The organism is Bradyrhizobium sp. SZCCHNR1015, assembly GCF_032489875.1.
In the GTDB taxonomy this organism is placed as follows: domain Bacteria; phylum Pseudomonadota; class Alphaproteobacteria; order Rhizobiales; family Xanthobacteraceae; genus Bradyrhizobium.
Genome location: NZ_JAUEYW010000002.1, coordinates 91,770 through 110,816, shown reverse-complemented (window position 1 = coordinate 110,816; position 19,047 = coordinate 91,770). Strand labels below are relative to the sequence as shown.

Annotated in this window: 15 protein-coding genes; 9 read left to right on the top strand and 6 right to left on the bottom strand. The window is 66.8% G+C overall.

Annotated features, from left to right (window positions below):
- Positions 1 to 162 precede the first annotated feature (162 nt).
- Positions 163 to 1,149 (top strand): tripartite tricarboxylate transporter substrate binding protein, encoded by a 987-nt coding sequence (locus QX128_RS04260; protein WP_316236770.1) that lies wholly within the window; start codon positions 163 to 165, stop codon positions 1,147 to 1,149.
- A gap of 24 nt (positions 1,150 to 1,173) precedes the next feature.
- On the opposite strand, the gene htpG is transcribed toward QX128_RS04260, so the two are convergent.
- Both htpG and QX128_RS04250 read right to left on the bottom strand, forming a co-directional pair.
- Complete coding sequence (gene htpG / locus QX128_RS04255; RefSeq protein WP_316236769.1) at positions 1,174 to 3,045, bottom strand: molecular chaperone HtpG; 1,872 nt, start codon at positions 3,043 to 3,045, stop codon at positions 1,174 to 1,176.
- A 68-nt stretch (positions 3,046 to 3,113) separates the two neighbouring features.
- A complete protein-coding gene (locus QX128_RS04250; RefSeq protein WP_315802695.1) occupies positions 3,114 to 3,632 on the bottom strand; it encodes a MarR family winged helix-turn-helix transcriptional regulator in 519 nt (172 codons plus the stop codon).
- Positions 3,633 to 3,770: 138 nt separating this feature from the next.
- Here QX128_RS04250 and QX128_RS04245 point away from each other — a divergent pair, with 138 nt between their 5' ends.
- The 5 genes from QX128_RS04245 to QX128_RS04225 all read left to right on the top strand — a co-directional run bounded on the left by QX128_RS04245 (position 3,771) and on the right by QX128_RS04225 (position 7,628).
- Complete coding sequence (locus QX128_RS04245; RefSeq protein WP_315802694.1) at positions 3,771 to 4,313, top strand: VOC family protein; 543 nt, start codon at positions 3,771 to 3,773, stop codon at positions 4,311 to 4,313.
- Positions 4,314 to 4,364: 51 nt separating this feature from the next.
- Positions 4,365 to 6,002 (top strand): FAD-dependent oxidoreductase, encoded by a 1,638-nt coding sequence (locus QX128_RS04240; RefSeq protein WP_316236768.1) that lies wholly within the window; start codon positions 4,365 to 4,367, stop codon positions 6,000 to 6,002.
- Complete coding sequence (locus tag QX128_RS04235; RefSeq protein WP_315802692.1) at positions 5,999 to 6,193, top strand: DUF2783 domain-containing protein; 195 nt, start codon at positions 5,999 to 6,001, stop codon at positions 6,191 to 6,193. The genes QX128_RS04240 and QX128_RS04235 overlap by 4 nt, the downstream gene beginning before the upstream one ends.
- Before the next feature lie 247 nt (positions 6,194 to 6,440).
- Positions 6,441 to 7,091, top strand: a complete 651-nt coding sequence (locus tag QX128_RS04230; RefSeq protein WP_315802691.1) for an Mpo1-like protein — start codon at positions 6,441 to 6,443, stop codon at positions 7,089 to 7,091.
- Positions 7,092 to 7,217: 126 nt separating this feature from the next.
- Positions 7,218 to 7,628 carry a hypothetical protein gene (locus QX128_RS04225; RefSeq protein WP_316236767.1) on the top strand — a complete coding sequence of 137 codons (411 nt, stop codon included), beginning with the start codon at positions 7,218 to 7,220 and terminating at the stop codon, positions 7,626 to 7,628.
- 707 nt (positions 7,629 to 8,335) lie between these two features.
- Here QX128_RS04225 and QX128_RS04220 read toward each other — a convergent pair.
- From QX128_RS04220 to QX128_RS04205, 4 genes are all read right to left on the bottom strand, one after another.
- A complete protein-coding gene (locus QX128_RS04220; RefSeq protein WP_316179681.1) occupies positions 8,336 to 8,818 on the bottom strand; it encodes a hypothetical protein in 483 nt (160 codons plus the stop codon).
- A 146-nt stretch (positions 8,819 to 8,964) separates the two neighbouring features.
- Positions 8,965 to 9,453, bottom strand: coding sequence for a DUF427 domain-containing protein (locus QX128_RS04215; RefSeq protein ID WP_316179682.1), 489 nt, complete (start codon positions 9,451 to 9,453; stop codon positions 8,965 to 8,967).
- 120 nt (positions 9,454 to 9,573) lie between these two features.
- Positions 9,574 to 11,181, bottom strand: a complete 1,608-nt coding sequence (locus tag QX128_RS04210) for a hypothetical protein (RefSeq protein ID WP_316236766.1) — start codon at positions 11,179 to 11,181, stop codon at positions 9,574 to 9,576.
- Between the two features lie 220 nt (positions 11,182 to 11,401).
- On the bottom strand, positions 11,402 to 12,205 hold the full coding sequence (locus QX128_RS04205; protein WP_316236765.1) for an MBL fold metallo-hydrolase: 804 nt from the start codon (positions 12,203 to 12,205) through the stop codon (positions 11,402 to 11,404).
- 120 nt (positions 12,206 to 12,325) lie between these two features.
- Between QX128_RS04205 and QX128_RS04200 the strand changes: the two genes are divergently transcribed.
- The 3 genes from QX128_RS04200 (at position 12,326) to QX128_RS04190 (ending at position 19,040) form a co-directional block, all read left to right on the top strand.
- On the top strand, positions 12,326 to 13,444 hold the full coding sequence (locus QX128_RS04200; protein WP_316236764.1) for a ring-opening amidohydrolase: 1,119 nt from the start codon (positions 12,326 to 12,328) through the stop codon (positions 13,442 to 13,444).
- A gap of 271 nt (positions 13,445 to 13,715) precedes the next feature.
- On the top strand, positions 13,716 to 16,109 hold the full coding sequence (locus QX128_RS04195; RefSeq protein WP_316236763.1) for a TonB-dependent siderophore receptor: 2,394 nt from the start codon (positions 13,716 to 13,718) through the stop codon (positions 16,107 to 16,109).
- A 399-nt stretch (positions 16,110 to 16,508) separates the two neighbouring features.
- Complete coding sequence (locus QX128_RS04190) at positions 16,509 to 19,040, top strand: TonB-dependent receptor (RefSeq protein ID WP_316236762.1); 2,532 nt, start codon at positions 16,509 to 16,511, stop codon at positions 19,038 to 19,040.
- The last annotated feature ends 7 nt before the right edge of the window (positions 19,041 to 19,047 follow it).

The following is a 19,047-nucleotide window of genomic DNA, read 5'->3' as shown; positions in this document are numbered from 1 at the left end:
CAATTCGGCGTGCTTATAGGCGGTGTGGCCTCACCAGCCGTTAATCGGGAGGGTTAACCGGCCGAGAGTGCGTGGCTGTTGATGCGAATGCGATCCTTTACGAAGTTCTCGGAAATGCCGGTTAGCGTACCGCTCCCAGAACATGCCAACGCGAAGGCCGGCATGCCCAAGGACACGATGACACGACGCGCATTGCTGCGCTGCGCCGCCTGGAGCAGTGTTGCAGCCATGACTTCGACCACGGCATTCGCCGGAGTTGATGCGCCCTATCCGGCTCAGCCGGTCACCTGGGTCATTCCGTTTGCCCCGGGCGGAGCCACCGGCCGGCTGTCGCTCCTGATCTGCGACCGGCTGACCCGCCGACTGGGCCAGCCCTTCGTGCTCGATCACCGGCCGGGTGCGGGCGGCGCGACCGCCACCAAGAGCGTCGCGGGCGCCGCGCCGGACGGCTACACGATCCTTGCGACCTCGACCGCCAACGTCATTACGGCCTCGACCGACGACTCCGCCGGCACCGAAGGTGATCTCATCCCCGTCGCCGGCATGGCGCGCATGCCGCTGCTGCTGCTGGTCAGCCGGCAGCTGCCGGTCAAGACGCTGCCCGAATTCCTGGCCTACGCCAAGGCCAACCCGGGCAAGCTCAGCGTCGGCTCCGCCGGTCCGGGAACCGTCCAGCTGCTGTCGGCCGAGCTGTTCCGGACCCTCGGCGGCATCACCTGGTCCGTCGTGCACTATCGTGGCTCGGGACCGGCCCTGACCGACCTCGCCTCCGGCCACATCCACGCCATGTTCGACACCGCCGCGTCCGCCGTCGACCTTTTGCGCAGCGGCAAGGTCCGGGCGCTGGCCGTGACGACGCGCGAGCACGCGGCCGCCTTCCCCGATCTGCCGCCGGTCGCCGACGTGCTGCCGGCGTTCGAAACCTCGGGCTTCTACGGCGTCGCGGTGCCGCACGGCACCCCGCAAGCCATCGTCGAGCTGCTCAACCGCGAGATCAACGCCGCGCTGGCCGATCCAGACATCAGCAGGCAGTTCGCCGAGGTCGGCGCCACGCCGCTCACCGGCGACGTCGGCGTCTATGCCGCGACCTACCGCGCCGAGATCATGCACTGGCGCAAGCTGGTCCCGCAGGTGAGCGCGAAGAACTGACCTCCGCGCCCACATTGGCCTATCTCACGCTCCAGCGACGCCCTGCAGCACCAGCCGGTTGAGACGGGCCGCGAAGGCCGCGGGATCTTCCGGCAGCTCGCCGTCGAGGATCTGCGCCTGCTCGAGCAGCAGGAACGACAGGTCGTCGACCCTGGCCTTGTCGGCGGCGGCCTTGGCGACCGCCACGACCAGCGGATGGCGCAGATTGATCTCGAGGATCGGCTTGGTGCGCGCGCCGCGCGCCTGCTGCGACAGGATGCGCTCCAGCTCGCGATCGGGACCATGGCTGCCGGCCACCAGGCACGACGCGCTGGTGGTAAGTCGCGTCGACACCTTGACGTCGGTGACGTGCTCGCCAAGGCTCGTCTTGATCAGCGCGATCGTGTTGGCCTCGTCGGCCGCCGGCTGCGCCTCATCCTCAGACTTCGGCTCCGTCACCGGGATCGGGTCGAAATCGATGTCGCCCTGGCTCAGCGACTTCAGCGGCTTGCCGTCGAACTCCAGCCGCGCCGAGGTCCAGAACGCATCGACCGGATCGGTGAGCAGCAGCACCTCGACGCCACGCGCCTTGGCGGCCTCGAGCCGCGGATTGGACTTCAGCCGCTCGATGCTGTCGCCGACCAGGAAATAGATCTCTGTCTGGTTCTCCTTGAGACCCTCGACATACTGCTTCAGCGAGCGCCGCTCGCCCGATGTCGTGGTGAAGCGTGACAGCGCCAGCAGCTTGTCGCGGCGCTCGAAATCCTCGTACAGGCCTTCCTTGATCACGGCGCCGAACGAATCCCAGATCTTGTCGAAGTTCTCTGCGTCCTTGTCGGCAAGCTGCTCCAGCTCGCTGATCACCCGCGTCGTCACGGCTTTTCGGATCTGCGCCAGCTGCGGATTGTTCTGCAGCATCTCGCGCGACAGGTTGAGCGGCAGGTCCTCGCTGTCGATCACGCCGCGGATGAAGCGCAGGTACGCCGGCATCAGGTCGGCGTCATCGGTGATGAAGACGCGCCGGACGTACAGCTTGACCTTGCCCTTGCGCGCCGGCTCGAACAGGTCGAACGGCTTGGTCGACGGCGCGAACAGCAGCACGGCGTAGGAATAACGGCCCTCGGCGCGGTAGTGCAGCGTCATCGCCGGCTCGTCGAACGCATGCGCGATCGACTTGTAGGCCTTGCTGTAGTCCTCCGGCGTCAGCTCGGATTTGGAGCGCTGCCACAGCGCGCTGGCGGAGTTGATCTGGCGCGGCTCGCCCTCCTCCGGCACCAGCATGATCGGGAACTGGATGTTGTCGGAATAGGCGGTGACGATGCGCTCGATCTCATAGGTTTCGAGATATTTCTTCGCGTCGTCCTTGAGGTGCAGCACGATCTCGGTGCCGCGCGCAACCCGCTTGGCATCCTCCTCGGACGCGGGCGCCACCTCGAAGCCCGCCCCGCCCGACGAGGTCCAGGTCCAGACCTCGCCGCCGCCGGCGCGGCGGCTGATCACCTGGATGCGGTCGGCGACCATGAAGGCCGAATAGAAGCCGACGCCGAACTGGCCGATCAGGCCGGTGCCGTCCTTGGCCTCGGCCAGCTTCTGCACGAACGCCTTGGTGCCGGAGCGGGCGATGGTGCCGAGATGGTCGATCAGCTCCTGGCGCTCCATGCCGATGCCGCTGTCGGCAATGGTCAGCGTATCAGCGGCCTTGTTCGGGATGATGCGGATCTGCGGCGGCTCGCCGTCGCCGATCAGATCGGGTCTGGCGATCGCCTCGTAACGCAGCTTGTCACAGGCGTCCGAGGCGTTCGAAATCAGCTCGCGCAGGAAAATGTCGGTCTCGGAGTAGACCGAATGCACCATCAGATGGAGCAGCTCGGAGACTTCGGCCTGGAAGGAATGGCTAACGGTGGCGGTGTCGGTCATCGTCGTACGTTGGCCCATGCTATCAGGGGTGGAGAGAGACCGTCGATATAGCGCGGCGGCGGCACCGATCAAGCCTTTCGGCCAGGGGGATCGTCGACCGATCGTTCGGCGGCCGCGAGCAGCTTGTCGATGACCGTGTCGAGGGTCGCGATCTCGGCGGCCGAAAGCACGCTCAGCAGATCGGCCTCGCGCGCCAGCGCATGGGGCACGATCCTGCGGTACAGCCCTCTGCCGGCAGCCGTCAACGCCACGATCCGCTCGCGGCCGTCCGCGGGATCGCGGCTCCGGCTGACGATGCCGCGGGCCTCCAGGCTCTGCATGGCGCGGCTGACATTCATCTTGTCGAGAGTCGTCAGCCGGCCGATCTCCTTGGTCGGCAGCCGCGGCTGCTCGCCGAGCGCCGCCAGGATCCGCCATTCCTGGCGCGACAGCGCGAAGCGGTCGGCATAGACCTCCGCCACCGCCAGCGACACCTGCTCGGCGAGCCGGGCAAGCCGGTAGGGAAAATAGCGCTGCAGCCGAAGCTCGGGCTCGGCGGCCCCCTCTCCATTTGTCCGGCCGCGGGTCTCGTTGGCCACCTTCGTCATCGCATCCCCTGCCTTCGTCCGTTCCAGGCGCTCGTCCCGGCGACCTCGATCCGATCCACATCGGGTTGATCTGGATCAAAGCCACACAATCGTATCATTCGTTACTATCCTGCCAACAATGATCATGGGAGGACCATCGTGCAGATCGAGAAGATTCATCACGTCGCCTATCGCTGCGTCGACGCCAAGGCCACCGTCGAGTTCTATAAGAAGGTCCTCAACATGGACCTGCTCGGCGCGATCGCCGAGGACAAGGTGCCCTCGACCAAGGCGCCAGATCCCTACATGCACATCTTCCTCGATGCCGGGAACGGCAACATCCTCGCCTTCTTCGAGCTGCCGAACTCGCCGCCGATGGGGCGCGATCCGAACACGCCGGAATGGACCCAGCACATCGCCTTCCAGGTGAAGGACATGGAGGAGCTCGAGGAAGCCAAGGCCCGCGCCGAGGCCGCCGGTCTCGACGTCGTCGGCATCACCGACCACACCATCTTCAAGTCGATCTATTTCCATGATCCGAGCGGCCACCGGCTGGAGATCGCGGCCTGGACCGCGACGCCGGAGCAGATCACGCGGATGAAGTCGGTCGCCCACGCCATGGTCGACGAATGGGCCACGACCAGGAAGCCGCCGCGGCACACCGCCTGGATGCACGAGAAGGAATTCGCCGGCAGCGACTGAGCGATTGCTCGTTCCGACAGTCCCGACCGCAACGCGCCAGGCGAGGCAGCCATGAGCAACTATGTCTATCCGCGATTTCCCTATGTCTGCTCGGCGGAGCAGCGCAGCGGCGAGACCCGCCGCCATCCGATCGTCGTGATCGGCGCCGGGCCGATCGGCCTCACCGCGGCGCTCGATGTCGCCGCCCGCGGCCAGCCGGTGGTCGTGCTCGACGACAACGACACCGTCAGCATCGGCTCCCGCGCGGTGTGCTACGCCAAGCGCCCGCTGGAGATCTGGGACCGGCTCGGCTGCGCCGCGCCGATGGTCGAGAAAGGCGTGAGCTGGAACATCGGCAAGGTGTTCTTCCGCGACCAGCTCTCCTATCAGTTCGACCTGCTGCCCGAGCCCGACCATCGCTGGCCGGCGATGATCAACCTGCAGCAATACTATCTGGAGGAGATCCTGGTCGACGCCTGCAGCAGGAGCCCGCTGGTCGATCTGCGCTGGAAGCATCGCCTCGTCAGCCTGAAGCAGAGCGAGGATTGCGCGCAGCTCGCGGTGGAGACGCCCGACGGCATCTTCACCATGGAGGCGCAATGGGTGATCGCCTGCGACGGCGCCAATTCCGACACCCGCCGGATGGTCGGCGCCGAGTTCACCGGCCAGTTCTTCCAGGACCGCTTCCTGATCGCCGACGTCAGGATGAAGGCGGACTTCCCCACCGAGCGCTGGTTCTGGTTCGACCCGCCGTTCCATCCGGGACAGTCGGTGCTGCTGCATCGCCAATCGGACAACATCTGGCGCATCGACTTCCAGCTCGGTTGGGACGCCAATCCGGACGAGGAGAAGAAGCCCGAGCGCGTGATCCCGCGCATCCGGGCGATGCTCGGCGAGACCGCCGAGTTCGAGCTCGAATGGGTGTCGATCTATCAGTTCGCCTGCCGGAGGATCGACAATTTCCGCCGGGGACGCGTGCTGTTCGCCGGCGACGCAGCGCACCAGGTGTCGCCGTTCGGCGCCCGCGGCGCCAACACCGGCGTGCAGGACATCGACAACCTCGCCTGGAAGCTGGCAATGGTGCTGCGCGGCGAGGCGCCGGAGAGCCTGATCGACAGCTATCACGAGGAACGCGCTTACGCGGCCGACGACAACATCCTGAACTCGACGCGGGCGACCGACTTCATCACGCCGAAGACACAAGCGAGCCGCACCTTCCGCGACGCCGTGCTCGACCTCGCGCAGCACCACAGCTTTGCGCGGCCGCTGGTCAACAGCGGCCGGCTGTCGACGCCGACGCCCTATGCCGCATCGTCCCTGAACACGCCTGACGGCGGCAGCGTACCCGGCGCGATGACGCCAGGTATCAATGCCGCGGACGCGCCGGTGATGGTCGCGGGCGAGCCCGGCTGGTTCCTGAACTGCCTCGGCTCGGGCTTCACGGTTGTCACCTTCGACAACGCCGTCACCGCCGAGCAGCTCAGCATCGACGGCATCACGGCGCGGGTGCTCGTCGTCGGCCGCGACCTCGCCGATCCCAAGGGCCTGCTCGCGGCACGATACGGCGCCTCGCCCGGCACGACCTATCTGTTCCGCCCCGATCAATATGTCAGCGCCCGCTGGCCGCAGTTCGACGGGGACGCGATCACGGATGCGGTCCGGCGCGCCTGCGGCAGGCGCCCCGCGGCCCAGCAGGAGCTTGCAGCATGAGCCTCACCCTCACCCCGAACATTCGCGATCCCGACGACTTCTATGCCGAGCTGATCGGTGGCCAGCGCGACCTCAGCGAGGACGAGGCCCTGCGCATGAACGCCAGACTCGTGCTGCTGCTCGCCAACCATATCGGCGACCGCGCGATCCTGAGCGAGGCGATCCGGCTGGCGAGGTCGCCCGGCGGCTGACCGCATCAATTCTTGTTCGACTTTCGGCGCGGTTTTGATCCCGATCAAAGCCGCGCGTGCGCGTTCTCTGGCAGGAAAAGAGACCCGCAGGCGGCTCACTCGCCGGCACAGGATTGGCGTGTTCGTGCTCATATCGCCTCCCGATCCGCTCCCGGCCGGTTTCATTGTGACAACATCATAATGTCACGCCACCTTCACCGAGGCCCTCTACGTCTTCGCCTCGTTCCACACTGGCACGGGGATTCGCATGTCGCGCTACTACAAGACGCTGCAGACGCAGCGCTTCGACGACTATCGCTACTATCATCAGAGCCGGATCAATCAGACGCTGCACCTGATCAGCGCCGTGATCTTCCTCGTGTGCTATGCGCTGCTGTTCAAGGATCCGGCGATGGCCGGCCTGGTCGGCTGGCTGGCGATGCTGACGCGGCAGACCGGGCACTTCTTCTTCGAACCGAACGGCTATGACCACGTCAACGGCGTCAGCAATGACTACAAGGAGGCGGTCAAGGTCGGCTACAATCAGACCCGCAAGATCGTGCTGCTGACGGTGTGGGGCCTGGTGCCGGTGGCGCTGTTCGCGTTTCCGACGCTGTTCGGCCTGTTCGCCGAGCCGGCCGGCCGGATGGACTTCGTCCGCCACGTCGGCCTGCTCTGGCTCGCGGTCGGCATCGGCGGCGGTCTGTTTCGCGTCATCCAGCTGTTTGCGACGCAGGATGTCCCGACCGGCCTGATCTGGGCCTTCAAGGTGCTGACCGACCCGTTCCACAACATCGCGCTGTACTGGAAGTCGCCGCTGGCGCTGCTGCGTGGCGAGTTGATCGATCCGACCATCAAGGACGCCTCGCATTGGGGCGCCGCCGAGGACGAGGCCGAAGAAGCCGCGCATCTCACCTGATCGCGAGTTCCCGCCGCGGGACCGTCCCGCGGCGGGCGTCGTCGGAGTGACGGGCTTCAACACCGTGGAACGACTCTCCTGCTGCGCCGTTGCGGGCTTAGTGCTGGTGGCCTTCAGGAGCTTTCCATGTGTGACTACAGCCTCCATACTGTTGCTTCCCGTGACGCCAAGACTGCCGACGTGCTGGTCTCCTGTCGCTTTCCCGGCACGGAGACCCGCGGCTTCTGCACCAAGGACGACCCGTTGACCGCGGTGTGCCTGCGTCCGGGCACCGAGCTCGCCTTCGAGGGCGACGTGCGCCTCAAGGGCTTGTTCTTCCGCCGCAAGGTCGGGGCGCATCTCGCCCGCTTCCGCCAGGTCGACACCAACAAGCCGACTGAACATCACGATGCGCTCGAATTCTCCAATGGCCGGATCGTCAAGGTCACCGACCTGGCCACCGGCCAGCGCGCCCACGTGGTGCAGATGCCGGCCGACCCGGCCGCCCGGCGGACGACCGCGCCGCTCACGATCGAGCTGCGGGCGACGCAGCTCTGAAGACGTCGACATGGCCGGCGTCAGCGCCGAGGCGGCGCTGACGTCGGGCATGACCGGCTGAAGACAATGCGCGTCGTCGAAGGCTGCGCGCCCGCCCCCTGATGTCATCCTGAACATGTGATCTTGCATGCGTGCTCGCGATCCCGCGGCACGATCGGTGCCCGGGTGATGCGGCCGTCAGCCCTCTCGACGAGAGGGCGCGGGGAAGGCCGGGTGCTGACCGCGGCCCATGGCCCGCCTGCAACAAGAAAGCAGGCGGCAGTCACCACAGGTCGGGCCTGACAACCGGCCTCCCCCGCGCGATCGGTTTTAACGGTGTCCTTCGTGCTCTCCCTGGGGATCGGCGTTCTTGCCCCCATCGCCCGCCCCGAGCCGTCACAGCATCGAAAGCGAACTTGACCTCAGCGTCGAGCGGCCAGGACCACACGACTTCGCCGTCCGTGACCGCGAGCGCTCGTCTGGCGCCGCCGTCACGTCCATCGCAGCCCACCTCCACGTTCGTGACGACGCGTACGTCCCTCTGCACGAGGCGGGATGGAGGGACATAAACATGATTTCTGAAAAATAGCAAGAGGAATTTCGCGAAATCCGCAGAGCGATCGGTCTGCGGCGGTGCGCTCCCCTTCCCCTTGCGGGGAGGGGAGAGGAGAGAGCGGTAGTGTCGGCGGAAAACGCTGGCGCGCTGCAACGCGGAACGCTGGGGTCAATCAATCCGGCAGATTCGTAAATTTCGGACGCCAGACGCCCAGGATCACGTTCACGGTGGCGACGCCGAGCATGACCCAGATGGCGCCCTGCTCGGTGCCGAAGTTGGGCGCAAGCGTCGCCGGGTCGATCTGGCCGGCGACGGCGCGGGCGGCCTCCTCGGCCGCCTCCTGCATCGGACCCTGCACGGCGGCAAAACCCCATTCGAAGACCAGGATGCCGGAGGCCAGCTTGGCAAGCGCCCAGCCGGCGCTATGCAGCGCGCGGTTGATCGCGATCGCGAGCAGGCCGGCGATCAGGGTCAGGCCGAGCGAGGGGAAGAACACGTAACGCACGATGGCGCCCATCGCGGCGCGCATCTCGGCGTAATGCGACAGCGACACCGACGGCTGCGGGATCAGGCCGAGCAGCACGACGAGGCAGGCCATCGCGCCCATCATGCCGATCGCGCCCATCGTGTGCAGGAACTTCATCAACCGTCGCATGGCATTCCCCGACGTCGTGAAGATGATATCTCGTCCAGCAAGGCTCGCTGCCCCTGCCAGGTCAAGCCACGCTGCATGCGCGGGCTGCCGTCACCCATACGATCAAGACCGGCCATCGGATCACGCATCGGGACGAGCGCCTGTCTCTACCAGTGCCGCGTACCCGGCCCGCCCTTGAACGGTCCGACGACGCGGGAGGTGATCCAGCCGCCGTAGAAATCGCCCTCCTGCGCGGCAACGCGCTCGTCGCCGACGAAGCAGGCCTCGACCCGAGAGGCATAGAACGCAAGATGGCCCGCGATCGGCGCGAACGGCGCTGTCGGCTGCTCGTAGCTCCAGGCCGCCTGCTCGGACACGCGGCCGCCGACCTCCAGCGTCCAGTAGCCGGCGACGCCCTTGAACTCGCAGAACGACCCGCCGGGCGCGCGCCGCAGCCACTGCATCGCGACATCCTGCGATGGGATGTAGTAGACGGGCGGATGGCTGGTCTCGAGCACGCGATAGCCGTCCTGCGTGTCGGCGATGGTGACGCCCGCGAATGCGACGCGCAGCCGCGCCATGCAGCGCTCCAGCCGCGGCGGCCGCGGATAGTCCCACACCGATTCCTGTCCCGGCCCCGGCACGATGCGCTGCATGTCCCTTCTCCGTGGTGGCGCCGCCGACCGCGCGCAGCGCACGACCAAGCACCAGGCAACGACCAAGCGGAGACAAAGGATCACCCGGGACTGATGGGGACGGCGGCCGTCGCCCCAGCCTCAGGACGGCGAGGCTGCCGGCGGAGCGGGTTCAGGCTCGCGCACCGCGGCCTTGCCGTTGCCCTGCCCGATGCGGAACAGTTGGATGTAGCTGCCGAGATAGAGCGGCGAGAGGCCGGCGACCGGCTGCTCCGGGACCGGCGGGTCGAGCAGCAGGACAGCATCGAAGTTCGAGCGCCAGCCGGCCAGATAGCGCGCGAGCGGCAACACGTCGGCGGGCGGCGTGTCCGGCTGCAGCCAGCGCCACGCGGCGGGCTCGGCCAGCGGCTGCGCGAGACGCGCGAAAGAGGGACGCACCGTGACGGGCTGCTGGTTCGGATGGGCGAACATCAGCGGCCAGAACGCCCGCCGCTCGATCACGAGCAGCGCCGCCATATGGGAATCGACATAACGGAAGCCGGGCAGGATGCGCTCGCGCCGGCTGGAGACGGGCTGCTCGTGGCCATGCGCGGCGATGACGCGCGCGCCGGGCTGCACATGCGCGATCGCCGCGCGCAGTTCGGCGAGGTCGACCCGGTGATCGATCCAGGCCGATGCGATATCCGCGGTCCGAACCAGCATCAGCCCTGCGAGGACGATGCCGACGAGCGCCGCCTTCCTGCCGGACACGACCGGATGCAGGCCGGCGAACAGCAGCAGGCCGCCCATCGCGGCAAAGCGCATGTCGATCAGCGTTCCTCCCAGCGCCGTCCAGGGCGCCGCGACGAAGGCCGTGAACAGCGCCGCCAGCGCCAGCGGAATGCCCGGCGCGATGACGAGCTGGCGCCGGACGAGAACCAGCACCGACATCACCACGACGGTCGTGATGATCGTCAGCTCGGCGCTGGTGGTCAGGAACGGCGTCATGATGCGCCACAGCTTCGGCGGTCCGTCCCAGTCGCCGAGTTGCAACCCTCCCTCGCCCAGCGGACAGAGCCCATAGAGCAGCACGGCCGGGCTGAGCGTGAGTCCGAGCGCACAGGCCGCGACCGCCAGCTCCCGCGTCAGGACCGCCGACCGGCGCAGCCGCCACAGCCGATCGGCCTCTCCGGCGCCGATCAGGACCGCGAAGAACAGCAAGCCGAAGATGTGGCAGAGGAAGGCAGCCGACGCAGTGATGGCCCCCCAGGCGATCGCCGGCAGCCAGCCGCCCCGACGGCGCAGCGCCACCCAGCCGGCGGCGCCGCCGAGGGCAAGACCGAGCGAGAGCTGGAAATTCATGAAGCCGAGCAGGAAGACGCCGTCATAGGCGACGATGCCGGCCGCCAGCGGCCATAAGGACAGCCGGCCGAACTCCGCGCGGTGATAGGCGATGACCCCGAGGAGCGGCGCGAACAGGCTGAGCGCGAGCAGGATGCGGCCGCCGACATGAACGTCGGTGATGCGCAGCAGCGCGACGCCGATCACGTCCATGCCGAGATTGGGCAGGATGCGCCAGTTCGGCGCGTACATCTGCGACAGCACGGGATCGTCGGGATGCGCCAGCACGAACAGCCGCGCGAGGTGGTTCGGATAGTCGAGCACCGGCGGGACATCGACCAACAGAAACGGTACCGCGAGCACGATGGCGAGCACCAGCGCCAGCAGGATCCAGCGCCAGGGCAGCTCGCCGGCGCTGGAGGCGGACACGGGAGGATGGGGGACTGATCGGAAGTCTGAATGCACGAGGAGGCTGGCCGGCGCGATGGCGCCAGTCGCCGGCGAGCACGATGGCAAATGCATTGAGGTACCCCATTCCGCCCGGGATACTTCGATACCATCCGACCAAAGACTGCAAGACGCCCTGAAACAACCTTCTGGTTGTGCCTAACGCCCCGTTACTTTACGGGGATCCGGCGAAGCCGGCGGCTCAAGCGATCGCCTGAAGATAGCGCTGCACCGAGCGATCGAACGCCGCCTTCGCATCGTCGGCGATGTTCTTCTGCCACCAGGCGCCGTAGATGCGATCGAAGGCGAACGGCGCGACCGCATCGGCGATGCGGCGCACGGCGGCCGCGCCGAGCGGGATGTAGTTTGGATAGGAGTACATGAAGCTGACATGGCGGCGATCCATCGCCACCATCGCGATGTCGCCGGTCAACAGCGCGCCCTTGCCACCGGCGCCGTTGCGCCAGTGCAGGATGGTGGCGCCGGCGAAATGCCCGCCGGTCCGCAGCAGCACGACGTCATCCGAGATGGCGAGGCGATCACCGGTCCAGGGCACGATCGCGGGATGCGGCCGGGTGACGAAGGCGCGGTCGTCGCCATGCAGATAGATGGGCGCGTCGCCGAACGCCGCGCTCCAATCAGCGACCGCGCCATAATAGTGCGGATGCGACACCGCGATGGCCTTGAGGCCGCCGCGCGAGCGGACGTGGGCGATGGCCGCATCGGTCGCCAGCGGAATGCAGTCCCACATCACGCAGCCGTCCGGCCCGGGAACGAGCAGTGCGCGCTGGCCGATCGCAAAGCCGGGGTCAAGAGCAAGGCCGGTCAGGCCGTCGTCGTCGCGCCAGACGACCTGATGCCGTTCGGCGAGATCGTCGCGGCTGAGGAAGCTCTGTCCCTTCCAGTTCACATATTGCCGCTCGTCCTCGCAGACGACGCAATGGCCGGGCGGTGCTGGCGTATCGGGAAACTGCGCGCCGCATTGAAAGCAGGTCCAGAGAGGCATGGATCACCGGTCGTCCGGGTTGGGAATGCCAAGGATAGCATGCGGGCCATCTCGGAACACCGTCGCGCGCGGCTTCGTGATTGCCTAGTGTCGCCGGACCGCACCAGAGGAGTTCTCGACATGCCGACCCGGCTGCGCCGCGCCTACGTTCACCGCCTGCCGATGCGGAGCCCGGACGATGTCGGCGCGCTCGAGGCCGGAATCGCGCAAGGGGCGATCGATCCCGCAGGGATCGTCGCCATTCTCGGCAAGACCGAGGGCAATGGCTGCGTCAACGACTTCACCCGCGCCTTCGCCGTGCGCTCGCTGGAGGCGCTGCTCGGCCGATATCTCGCGGCGGACGCCGTGCAGCAGATCGCGATGGTGATGTCCGGCGGCACCGAGGGCGCATTGTCGCCGCACATGATCGTGTTCGAGGCACGCGACGGCGGCGATGCCGCGAAGCCGCGCGATGTGCCGACGTCGCTGGCGCTGGGCCGCGCACGCACGCCGGTGCTGGCGGGCGAGCATCTCGGCCGCATGCCGCAGGTCGAGCTCGTGGCCGCCGGCGTGCGTGCGGCGATGGCCGATGCCGGCATCGACGATCCCGCCGACGTTCACTACGTACAGGTGAAATGCCCGCTGCTGACGATGGAGCGGATCGAGGCGGTCGAGGCCCGGGGACAGCGCACCGCCGTGCGCGATACGCTGAAGTCGATGGGCTTTTCGCGCGGCGCCTCGGCGCTCGGGGTCGCCGTCGCGCTCGGCGAGCTCGCCGCCGGCGATCTGTCCGATGCGACGATCTGCGCCGATGTCTCGCGCTACAGCGGACGCGCGGCCACCTCGGGCGGCGTCGAGCTGCTCGACCACGAGATCATGGTGGCCGGCATGTCGGCCAAGTGGAGCGGGCCGCTCGCGATCGATCATGCCGTCATGGGCGATGCCATCGACATCGAGCCGGCGCGGCAGGCGCTCGCCCGGCTCGGCCTGAACGTGACGGGCCAGGTGCCGGCGGCCGACCGCAGCCGCATCGCCGCGGTGCTCGCCAAGGCGGAGGCGGCGCAGAGCGGCCGGCTGCGCGGCCAGCGGCATACCATGCTGGACGACAGCGACGTCTCCTCCACCCGCCATGCCCGCGCCTTCGTCGGCGGCGCGCTGGCCGGGCTGTTCGGCTTCACCGACCTGTTCGTCTCGGGCGGCGCCGAGCACCAGGGCCCCGACGGCGGCGGGCCGGTCGCGGTGATCGTCGCGCGCGGCTAGACCGGCGGTATCGAGATCCGGCAGGCGCCGCTCCCGCGGTTTGCGGAGACCTCGCGGGAGTTTGGGCGCGACCGGTAACGAATAACCAACCGACCCTTACCTGCGACTGATTATCACATGCATTAGGTACGATCATCCCAGGCGGGCCACCAGCGCAACCCGTTTTGGTCGAATTTCGAGGACTTGTTGAGAGGCGTTCGCAACAGGAGTGATCCTGATGGCGAATCCACGAACAAGATTTGTCCTTGAGTAGCCATTGGGGTGGTTGAGTATGGGTCGAGCCGTCTTTCCAGCAAGCTTGCGCGGGGGCACCGCGCTTCGAGGCGATCCCTCCGCTGATGTATCGGGGGTCAAGGTGTCGGCGGTCGCGGGGCTGATCGCCGTCGCCTCGTTCTCCGGCGCCGAGGCGCAGCAGGCGCCCCTGCCCTCCGTGACCGTCGAAGCGCCGGCCGCGCGCGCCAAGCCGGCGCCGTCGCGGCCGTCGGCCGACCAGGTCCGCGCCCGCAGCGCGCTGCGCCGCGCGGCCCGCCAGCCGCAGCAGCCGCCGGCTCAGACCGGACCGCAGACGCCGCCCGACGCCAACCCTTACGCGGACGCGGCCGCGCCCTACAAGGTCGACCGCGTCGCTTCCGGCAAGTTCACCGAGAAGCTGGTGAACACGCCGAAGACCATCACCGTGATGAGCAAGGAGGTGCTGGAGGACAAGCACGTCACCACGCTGAAGGAGGTCGGCCGCTCGACCGCGGGCGTCACGCTCGGCTCGGGCGAAGGCGGCAACGCGTTCGGCGACCGCTTCTTCATCCGCGGCTTCGATGCCCGCAACGACATCTTCATCGACGGCATCCGCGATCCCGCCGTGTCGGTGCGCGAGAACTTCTTCACCGAGCAGGTCGAGATCCTGCGCGGTCCCGCCTCGGCCTATGCCGGCCGCGGCACCGCGGGAGGTGCCATCAACATCATCACCAAGCAGGCCGGCGACCGCAATTTCACCAACGCGGAGTCGACCCTCGGCACCGACCAGACCAAGCGCGTGACGCTCGACGTCAACCAGACGATCTCGCCGACCTTCTCGGTGCGCACCGGCGGCCTGTTCCAGGACGCCAATGTCGCGGGACGCGACCACGTCACCGACGACCGCTGGGGCGGCTTCATCTCAACCAAGTGGACTCCGACGGACTCGCTGAAGGTCACGACCAACTACGTCCACACCGACCTCTCCGGCTATCCGGACTTCGGCGTGCCGTTCTACAAGCAGGGCAACATTCCGGCGACCTCGGCCGGCATCCCGCGCAACAATTGGTACGGCTTCCTCAACCGCGACTTCCAGGCGGCGCGGCAGGATTTCGGCACGCTGGCCGGCGAGCTCAAGCTCAGCGACAGCGTCACCTTCACGAGCAAGCTGCGCGGCGAGCATTCCGAGCTGAACTACATCGGCACCCTGCCGAATGCGAGCGTGGCGGGAACGGCCAGCCCCGATCCGACCAAATGGTTCTTCAATGCCAGCGCGCAGAGCCGCTATCAGACCGTCGACAACTGGGCCAACCAGAACGACCTCACGTTCAAATACGACACCGGCCCGGTCAAGCACACCACCGTGGTCGGCACGGAGTTCTCCAAGGAGAACATCTCGATCGACCGCTACGCCGGGCTGACCTCGGAGGCGTTCGGCTCGCAGGGCACCACCGGCGGGGGCTTGCAGAACCAGAACATGTTCAGCCCCGCCTACACCAACCTGCCGTTCACGACCGTGCCGTTCCTGACCGGCAACCCGACTCGCTACGATGTCGACAGCAAGAGCGCCTATGTGATCGACACCGCGAACTGGCGCGACACCATCATCCTCACCGGCGGCCTGCGCTATGACGGCTATGCGATGCGCTCGTCGAACAACACCGCCTCGGCGACCGTCGATTCCGACCTGATCAACTACAATCTCGGCCTCGTCTACAAGCCGCTGCCGATCGGCAGCCTCTATGCCGCCTATGCGACCTCCGCCAATCCGTTCGGCTCCGAGCTCGACGGCACCGCGACCGACTACGGCGGCATTCCGCCGAACAGCACCATCATCCTCGGGCCGGAGCGCAACAAGGGCGCCGAGATCGGCACCAAATGGGAGCTGGTCGACCGCCATCTGCTGGTGACCGGCGCGCTGTTCCAGACGGTGAAGGAGAACGCCCGCGAGACCGTCAACGGGCTTTTGACCTCCGGCGCCGCCTACCGCATCCAGGGCATCGACATCGAGGCGGAAGGCAAGCTCACCGACCGCTGGAGCATCTTCGGCGGCCTCGTGCTGATGCAGTCCAAGGTGACGCAGAGCGGCGTCGCGTCCAATACCGGACTGCAGCTCGCCAACATCGCGCACCAGTCGCTGAGCGTGCTGACCAAGTACAAGTTCGACGACGGCTGGGAGATCGGCGGCCAGGCCGTCTACCGCTCGAAAGTGTTCGGCGGCACGTTCGCGGCCAACACCGGCAACGAGCTGCCGAGCTACTGGCGGTTCGATGCCTTCGTGGAGAAGCAGATCGACAAGAACTGGAGCATGAAGGTCTATGCCCAGAACCTCACCAACCAGCTCTATTACGACACCTTCTACCGCAGCAACGTGCCGTTCACCCAGGTCGCTCCCGGCCGTGCGTTCTACCTGATCACGACGGCGAAGTTCTAAGGCCGCGCGCGTCCCGGTCGGGAAACAGATTCGCCAGATTCCCGCCGCATCTCGCGATGCGGCGGGAAGCAGCTCGAACCGAAGATCGCCGAAGTGATCATCAAGCGCACGATTTACCTCGCGGGACGGGGTGAAGGCCGGCCAATTCTCCCATCAGCAATTGAATGACGGAGATCAGCTCAACCAGGAGGTTTCAAGTGTTGCCGTGACGCGACACTTTGCGAACAACTCTCATTTTCAGAAATGGATGGAAACTTTTCGCATTCCGGCCACCGGCGGAACCAGCTTTGGACCGCTTTCCCCCGCTTCTTGACTTGCATTCGCAACAGGCACGCGCCGGTTGCGGGCGTTCAAACGAACCCAAGTCAGAGTTTTGCGTAACGAACGGGGTGGTCGAGTATGGGTAAGGCAATCTTTCCAAGGAGCTTGCGAGGGGCAAGCGGGCACGAGTGGGAGCCATCTCCCGAGATTTCCGGTGTGAAAGTCTCGGCAGTCGCGAGCCTGATCGCGGTTGCCTCGTTCTCCAGTGCCGAAGCCCAGCAGGCGCCGCTGCCGTCCGTCAACGTCGAAGCCCCGGTCGCGCGTCCCAAGCCGGCCGCCTCGCGCCCGACCGCGGACCAGGTCCGCGCCCGCGACGCGATGCGCCGCGCCGCCCGCCAGCAACAACAGCAGCAGGCCGCGGCGCCGAAGAGCAATCTGCCGCCCGACCGCAACCCCTATTCCAGCCCCGCCTCCGACTACAAGGGCGAGCGGCTGCAGGCCTCCGGCAAGTTTCCGGAGAAGCTGCTCAACACGCCGAAGACGGTGACGGTGCTGAGCAAGGAGATCCTGGCCGACAAGAACTCCACCAGCCTCAAATCCGCCGTGCTTTCCACCGCCGGCGTGACGCTCGGCACCGGCGAAGGCGGCAACGCGTTCGGCGACCGCTTCTTCATCCGCGGCTTCGACGCCCGCAACGACGTCTTCATCGACGGCGTGCGTGACGCCGGCGTCTCCGTGCGCGAGAACTTCTTCACCGAGCAGGTCGAGATCCTGCGCGGCCCGAACTCCTCGTTCGCCGGCCGCGGCACCACCGGCGGCGCCATCAACATCGTGACCAAGCAGGCCACGACCGAGAACAGCTTCTACAACATGGACACCACGCTCGGCACCGACCGCACCAAGCGCGTGGTGATCGACGTCAACCAGAAGATCACGCCGACCTTCGCCGCGCGCGTCGGCGGCCTGTTCCAGGATGCCGGCGTCGCAGGCCGCGACTACGTCACCGACAACCGCAACGGCGGCTTCATCGCCACCAAGTGGACGCCGCTCGACACCGTGACGCTGTCCGCCAACTACATCCACAACGAGGTGACGGGACGTCCGGACTTCGGCGTACCGTATTATCGGCCGAGCACGCTCACCGCCGGCGCGCCGTTCCCCGAGGTCGGCGCTCCGCGCAACGCCTGGTACGGCTTCGTCAACCGCGACTTCTCGCGCGTCGGACAGGACATCGGCACGCTCAATGCCGAGGTGAAGGTCACCCCTGACCTGACGATCTCCGACAAGTTCCGGGTATCGCGCTCGACCCTGAACTATATCGGCACTCTGCCGGAAGGCCCGACGCTCACCAATCCTCTCTCGAACTCGACGATCCGGGCCAATCCGCAGAGCCGCTTCCAGCAGACCGACGTGCTCGCCAACCAGCTCGAGGCGACCTACAAGTTCGACACCGGCAACTTCAGGCATACCGTGCTCGCCGGCCTCGAGGTCTCGCAGGAAAAGGCGCTCATCAACAGCTACACCGGCCTGACCTCCGAGCAGCAAGGTCTCGCGTTCGCCGGCAGCGGTTCGCTGTCGGGCGTGAGCGTGTTCAACCCGCAGTTCACCAACCTGCCGTTCGGCATTCCGTCGCTGGGACAATTCCCGACGAACGTGAAGATCGACTCGGCGAGCGTCTACGCCCTGGACAGCGTCAACTACCGCGATCTCGTCATCCTCAACGGCGGCGTGCGCTATGACAAATACGACGTTCGGGTCGATGGCTTCGGGACGGTCAACGGCGTCGCCAACACGCCGGGCTCGACCGCGGCCTCCAGCGGCATGCCGAACTTCAACGTCGGCATGACGTTGAAGCCGGTGCCCTACGCCAGCTTCTATGCGGCCTACGCCACGTCGTCGAACCCGGTCGGCGCCGAGTTCGACGGTCTCAGCCCGCAATATGGCGGCCTGTCGGCGGTGACCAATGGCGGCGCCAACCAGATCTTCGGGCCGGAGAAGAACACCTCGATCGAGATCGGCACCAAATGGGAGCTGCTCGACGGCCGCCTGCTGGTCACGGGCGCCTTGTTCCAGACCGAGAAGGAGAATGCCCGCGAGTCGCGCAACATCACCAGCGCCGCGCAGGCCACCGCGGACTGCCCGTATCCGGCAGGCACCGTCGGCTCCGTGCCGTGTCTCTCGGCCGGTGCCGCCTACCGCATCCGCGGCATCGATCTGCAGGCGGGCGGCAAGCTGACTGACAAATGGAGCATCTTCGGCGGCATCGTGCTGATGCAGTCGGAGGTGACGAAGTCGAACATCCCGCCGGCCAACACCGCGCTGTTTACCAGCAATGTCGGCCTGCAGCTCGCCAACACCGCGCACCAGTCGTTCAGCCTGCTGACGAAGTACCAGATCAACGACACCTGGGAGATCGGCGGCCAAGCGGTGTACCGCTCGAAGATCTTCGGCGGCACCTGGCTGGCGGCGAACCAGGGCACCGAGCTGCCGAGCTACTGGCGCTTCGACGCGTTCGCGGAAGCCAAGCTCGACAAGAACTGGACGGCGAAGCTGTTCGTTGCCAACATCTTCGACAAGCTCTACTACGACGCTCTTTATCAGAGTGCCACCCCGTTCGTGCTCGTCGGTCCGGGACGAAGCGCATCGATCGTCCTGTCAGGACGGTTCTGATCGCACA

Excerpts from the sequence above, each read along its gene's own strand:
- htpG (WP_316236769.1), bottom strand. The coding sequence starts at position 3,045 with ATGACCGACACCGCCACCGTTAGCCATTCCTTCCAGGCCGAAGTCTCC.
- QX128_RS04260 (WP_316236770.1), top strand. The coding sequence starts at position 163 with ATGCCCAAGGACACGATGACACGACGCGCATTGCTGCGCTGCGCCGCC.
- QX128_RS04220 (WP_316179681.1), bottom strand. The coding sequence starts at position 8,818 with ATGCGACGGTTGATGAAGTTCCTGCACACGATGGGCGCGATCGGCATG.
- QX128_RS04235 (WP_315802692.1), top strand. The coding sequence starts at position 5,999 with ATGAGCCTCACCCTCACCCCGAACATTCGCGATCCCGACGACTTCTAT.
- QX128_RS04190 (WP_316236762.1), top strand. The coding sequence starts at position 16,509 with ATGGGTAAGGCAATCTTTCCAAGGAGCTTGCGAGGGGCAAGCGGGCAC.
- QX128_RS04225 (WP_316236767.1), top strand. The coding sequence starts at position 7,218 with ATGTGTGACTACAGCCTCCATACTGTTGCTTCCCGTGACGCCAAGACT.
- QX128_RS04250 (WP_315802695.1), bottom strand. The coding sequence starts at position 3,632 with ATGACGAAGGTGGCCAACGAGACCCGCGGCCGGACAAATGGAGAGGGG.
- QX128_RS04205 (WP_316236765.1), bottom strand. The coding sequence starts at position 12,205 with ATGCCTCTCTGGACCTGCTTTCAATGCGGCGCGCAGTTTCCCGATACG.
- QX128_RS04240 (WP_316236768.1), top strand. The coding sequence starts at position 4,365 with ATGAGCAACTATGTCTATCCGCGATTTCCCTATGTCTGCTCGGCGGAG.
- QX128_RS04215 (WP_316179682.1), bottom strand. The coding sequence starts at position 9,453 with ATGCAGCGCATCGTGCCGGGGCCGGGACAGGAATCGGTGTGGGACTAT.
- QX128_RS04195 (WP_316236763.1), top strand. The coding sequence starts at position 13,716 with ATGGGTCGAGCCGTCTTTCCAGCAAGCTTGCGCGGGGGCACCGCGCTT.
- QX128_RS04230 (WP_315802691.1), top strand. The coding sequence starts at position 6,441 with ATGTCGCGCTACTACAAGACGCTGCAGACGCAGCGCTTCGACGACTAT.
- QX128_RS04200 (WP_316236764.1), top strand. The coding sequence starts at position 12,326 with ATGCCGACCCGGCTGCGCCGCGCCTACGTTCACCGCCTGCCGATGCGG.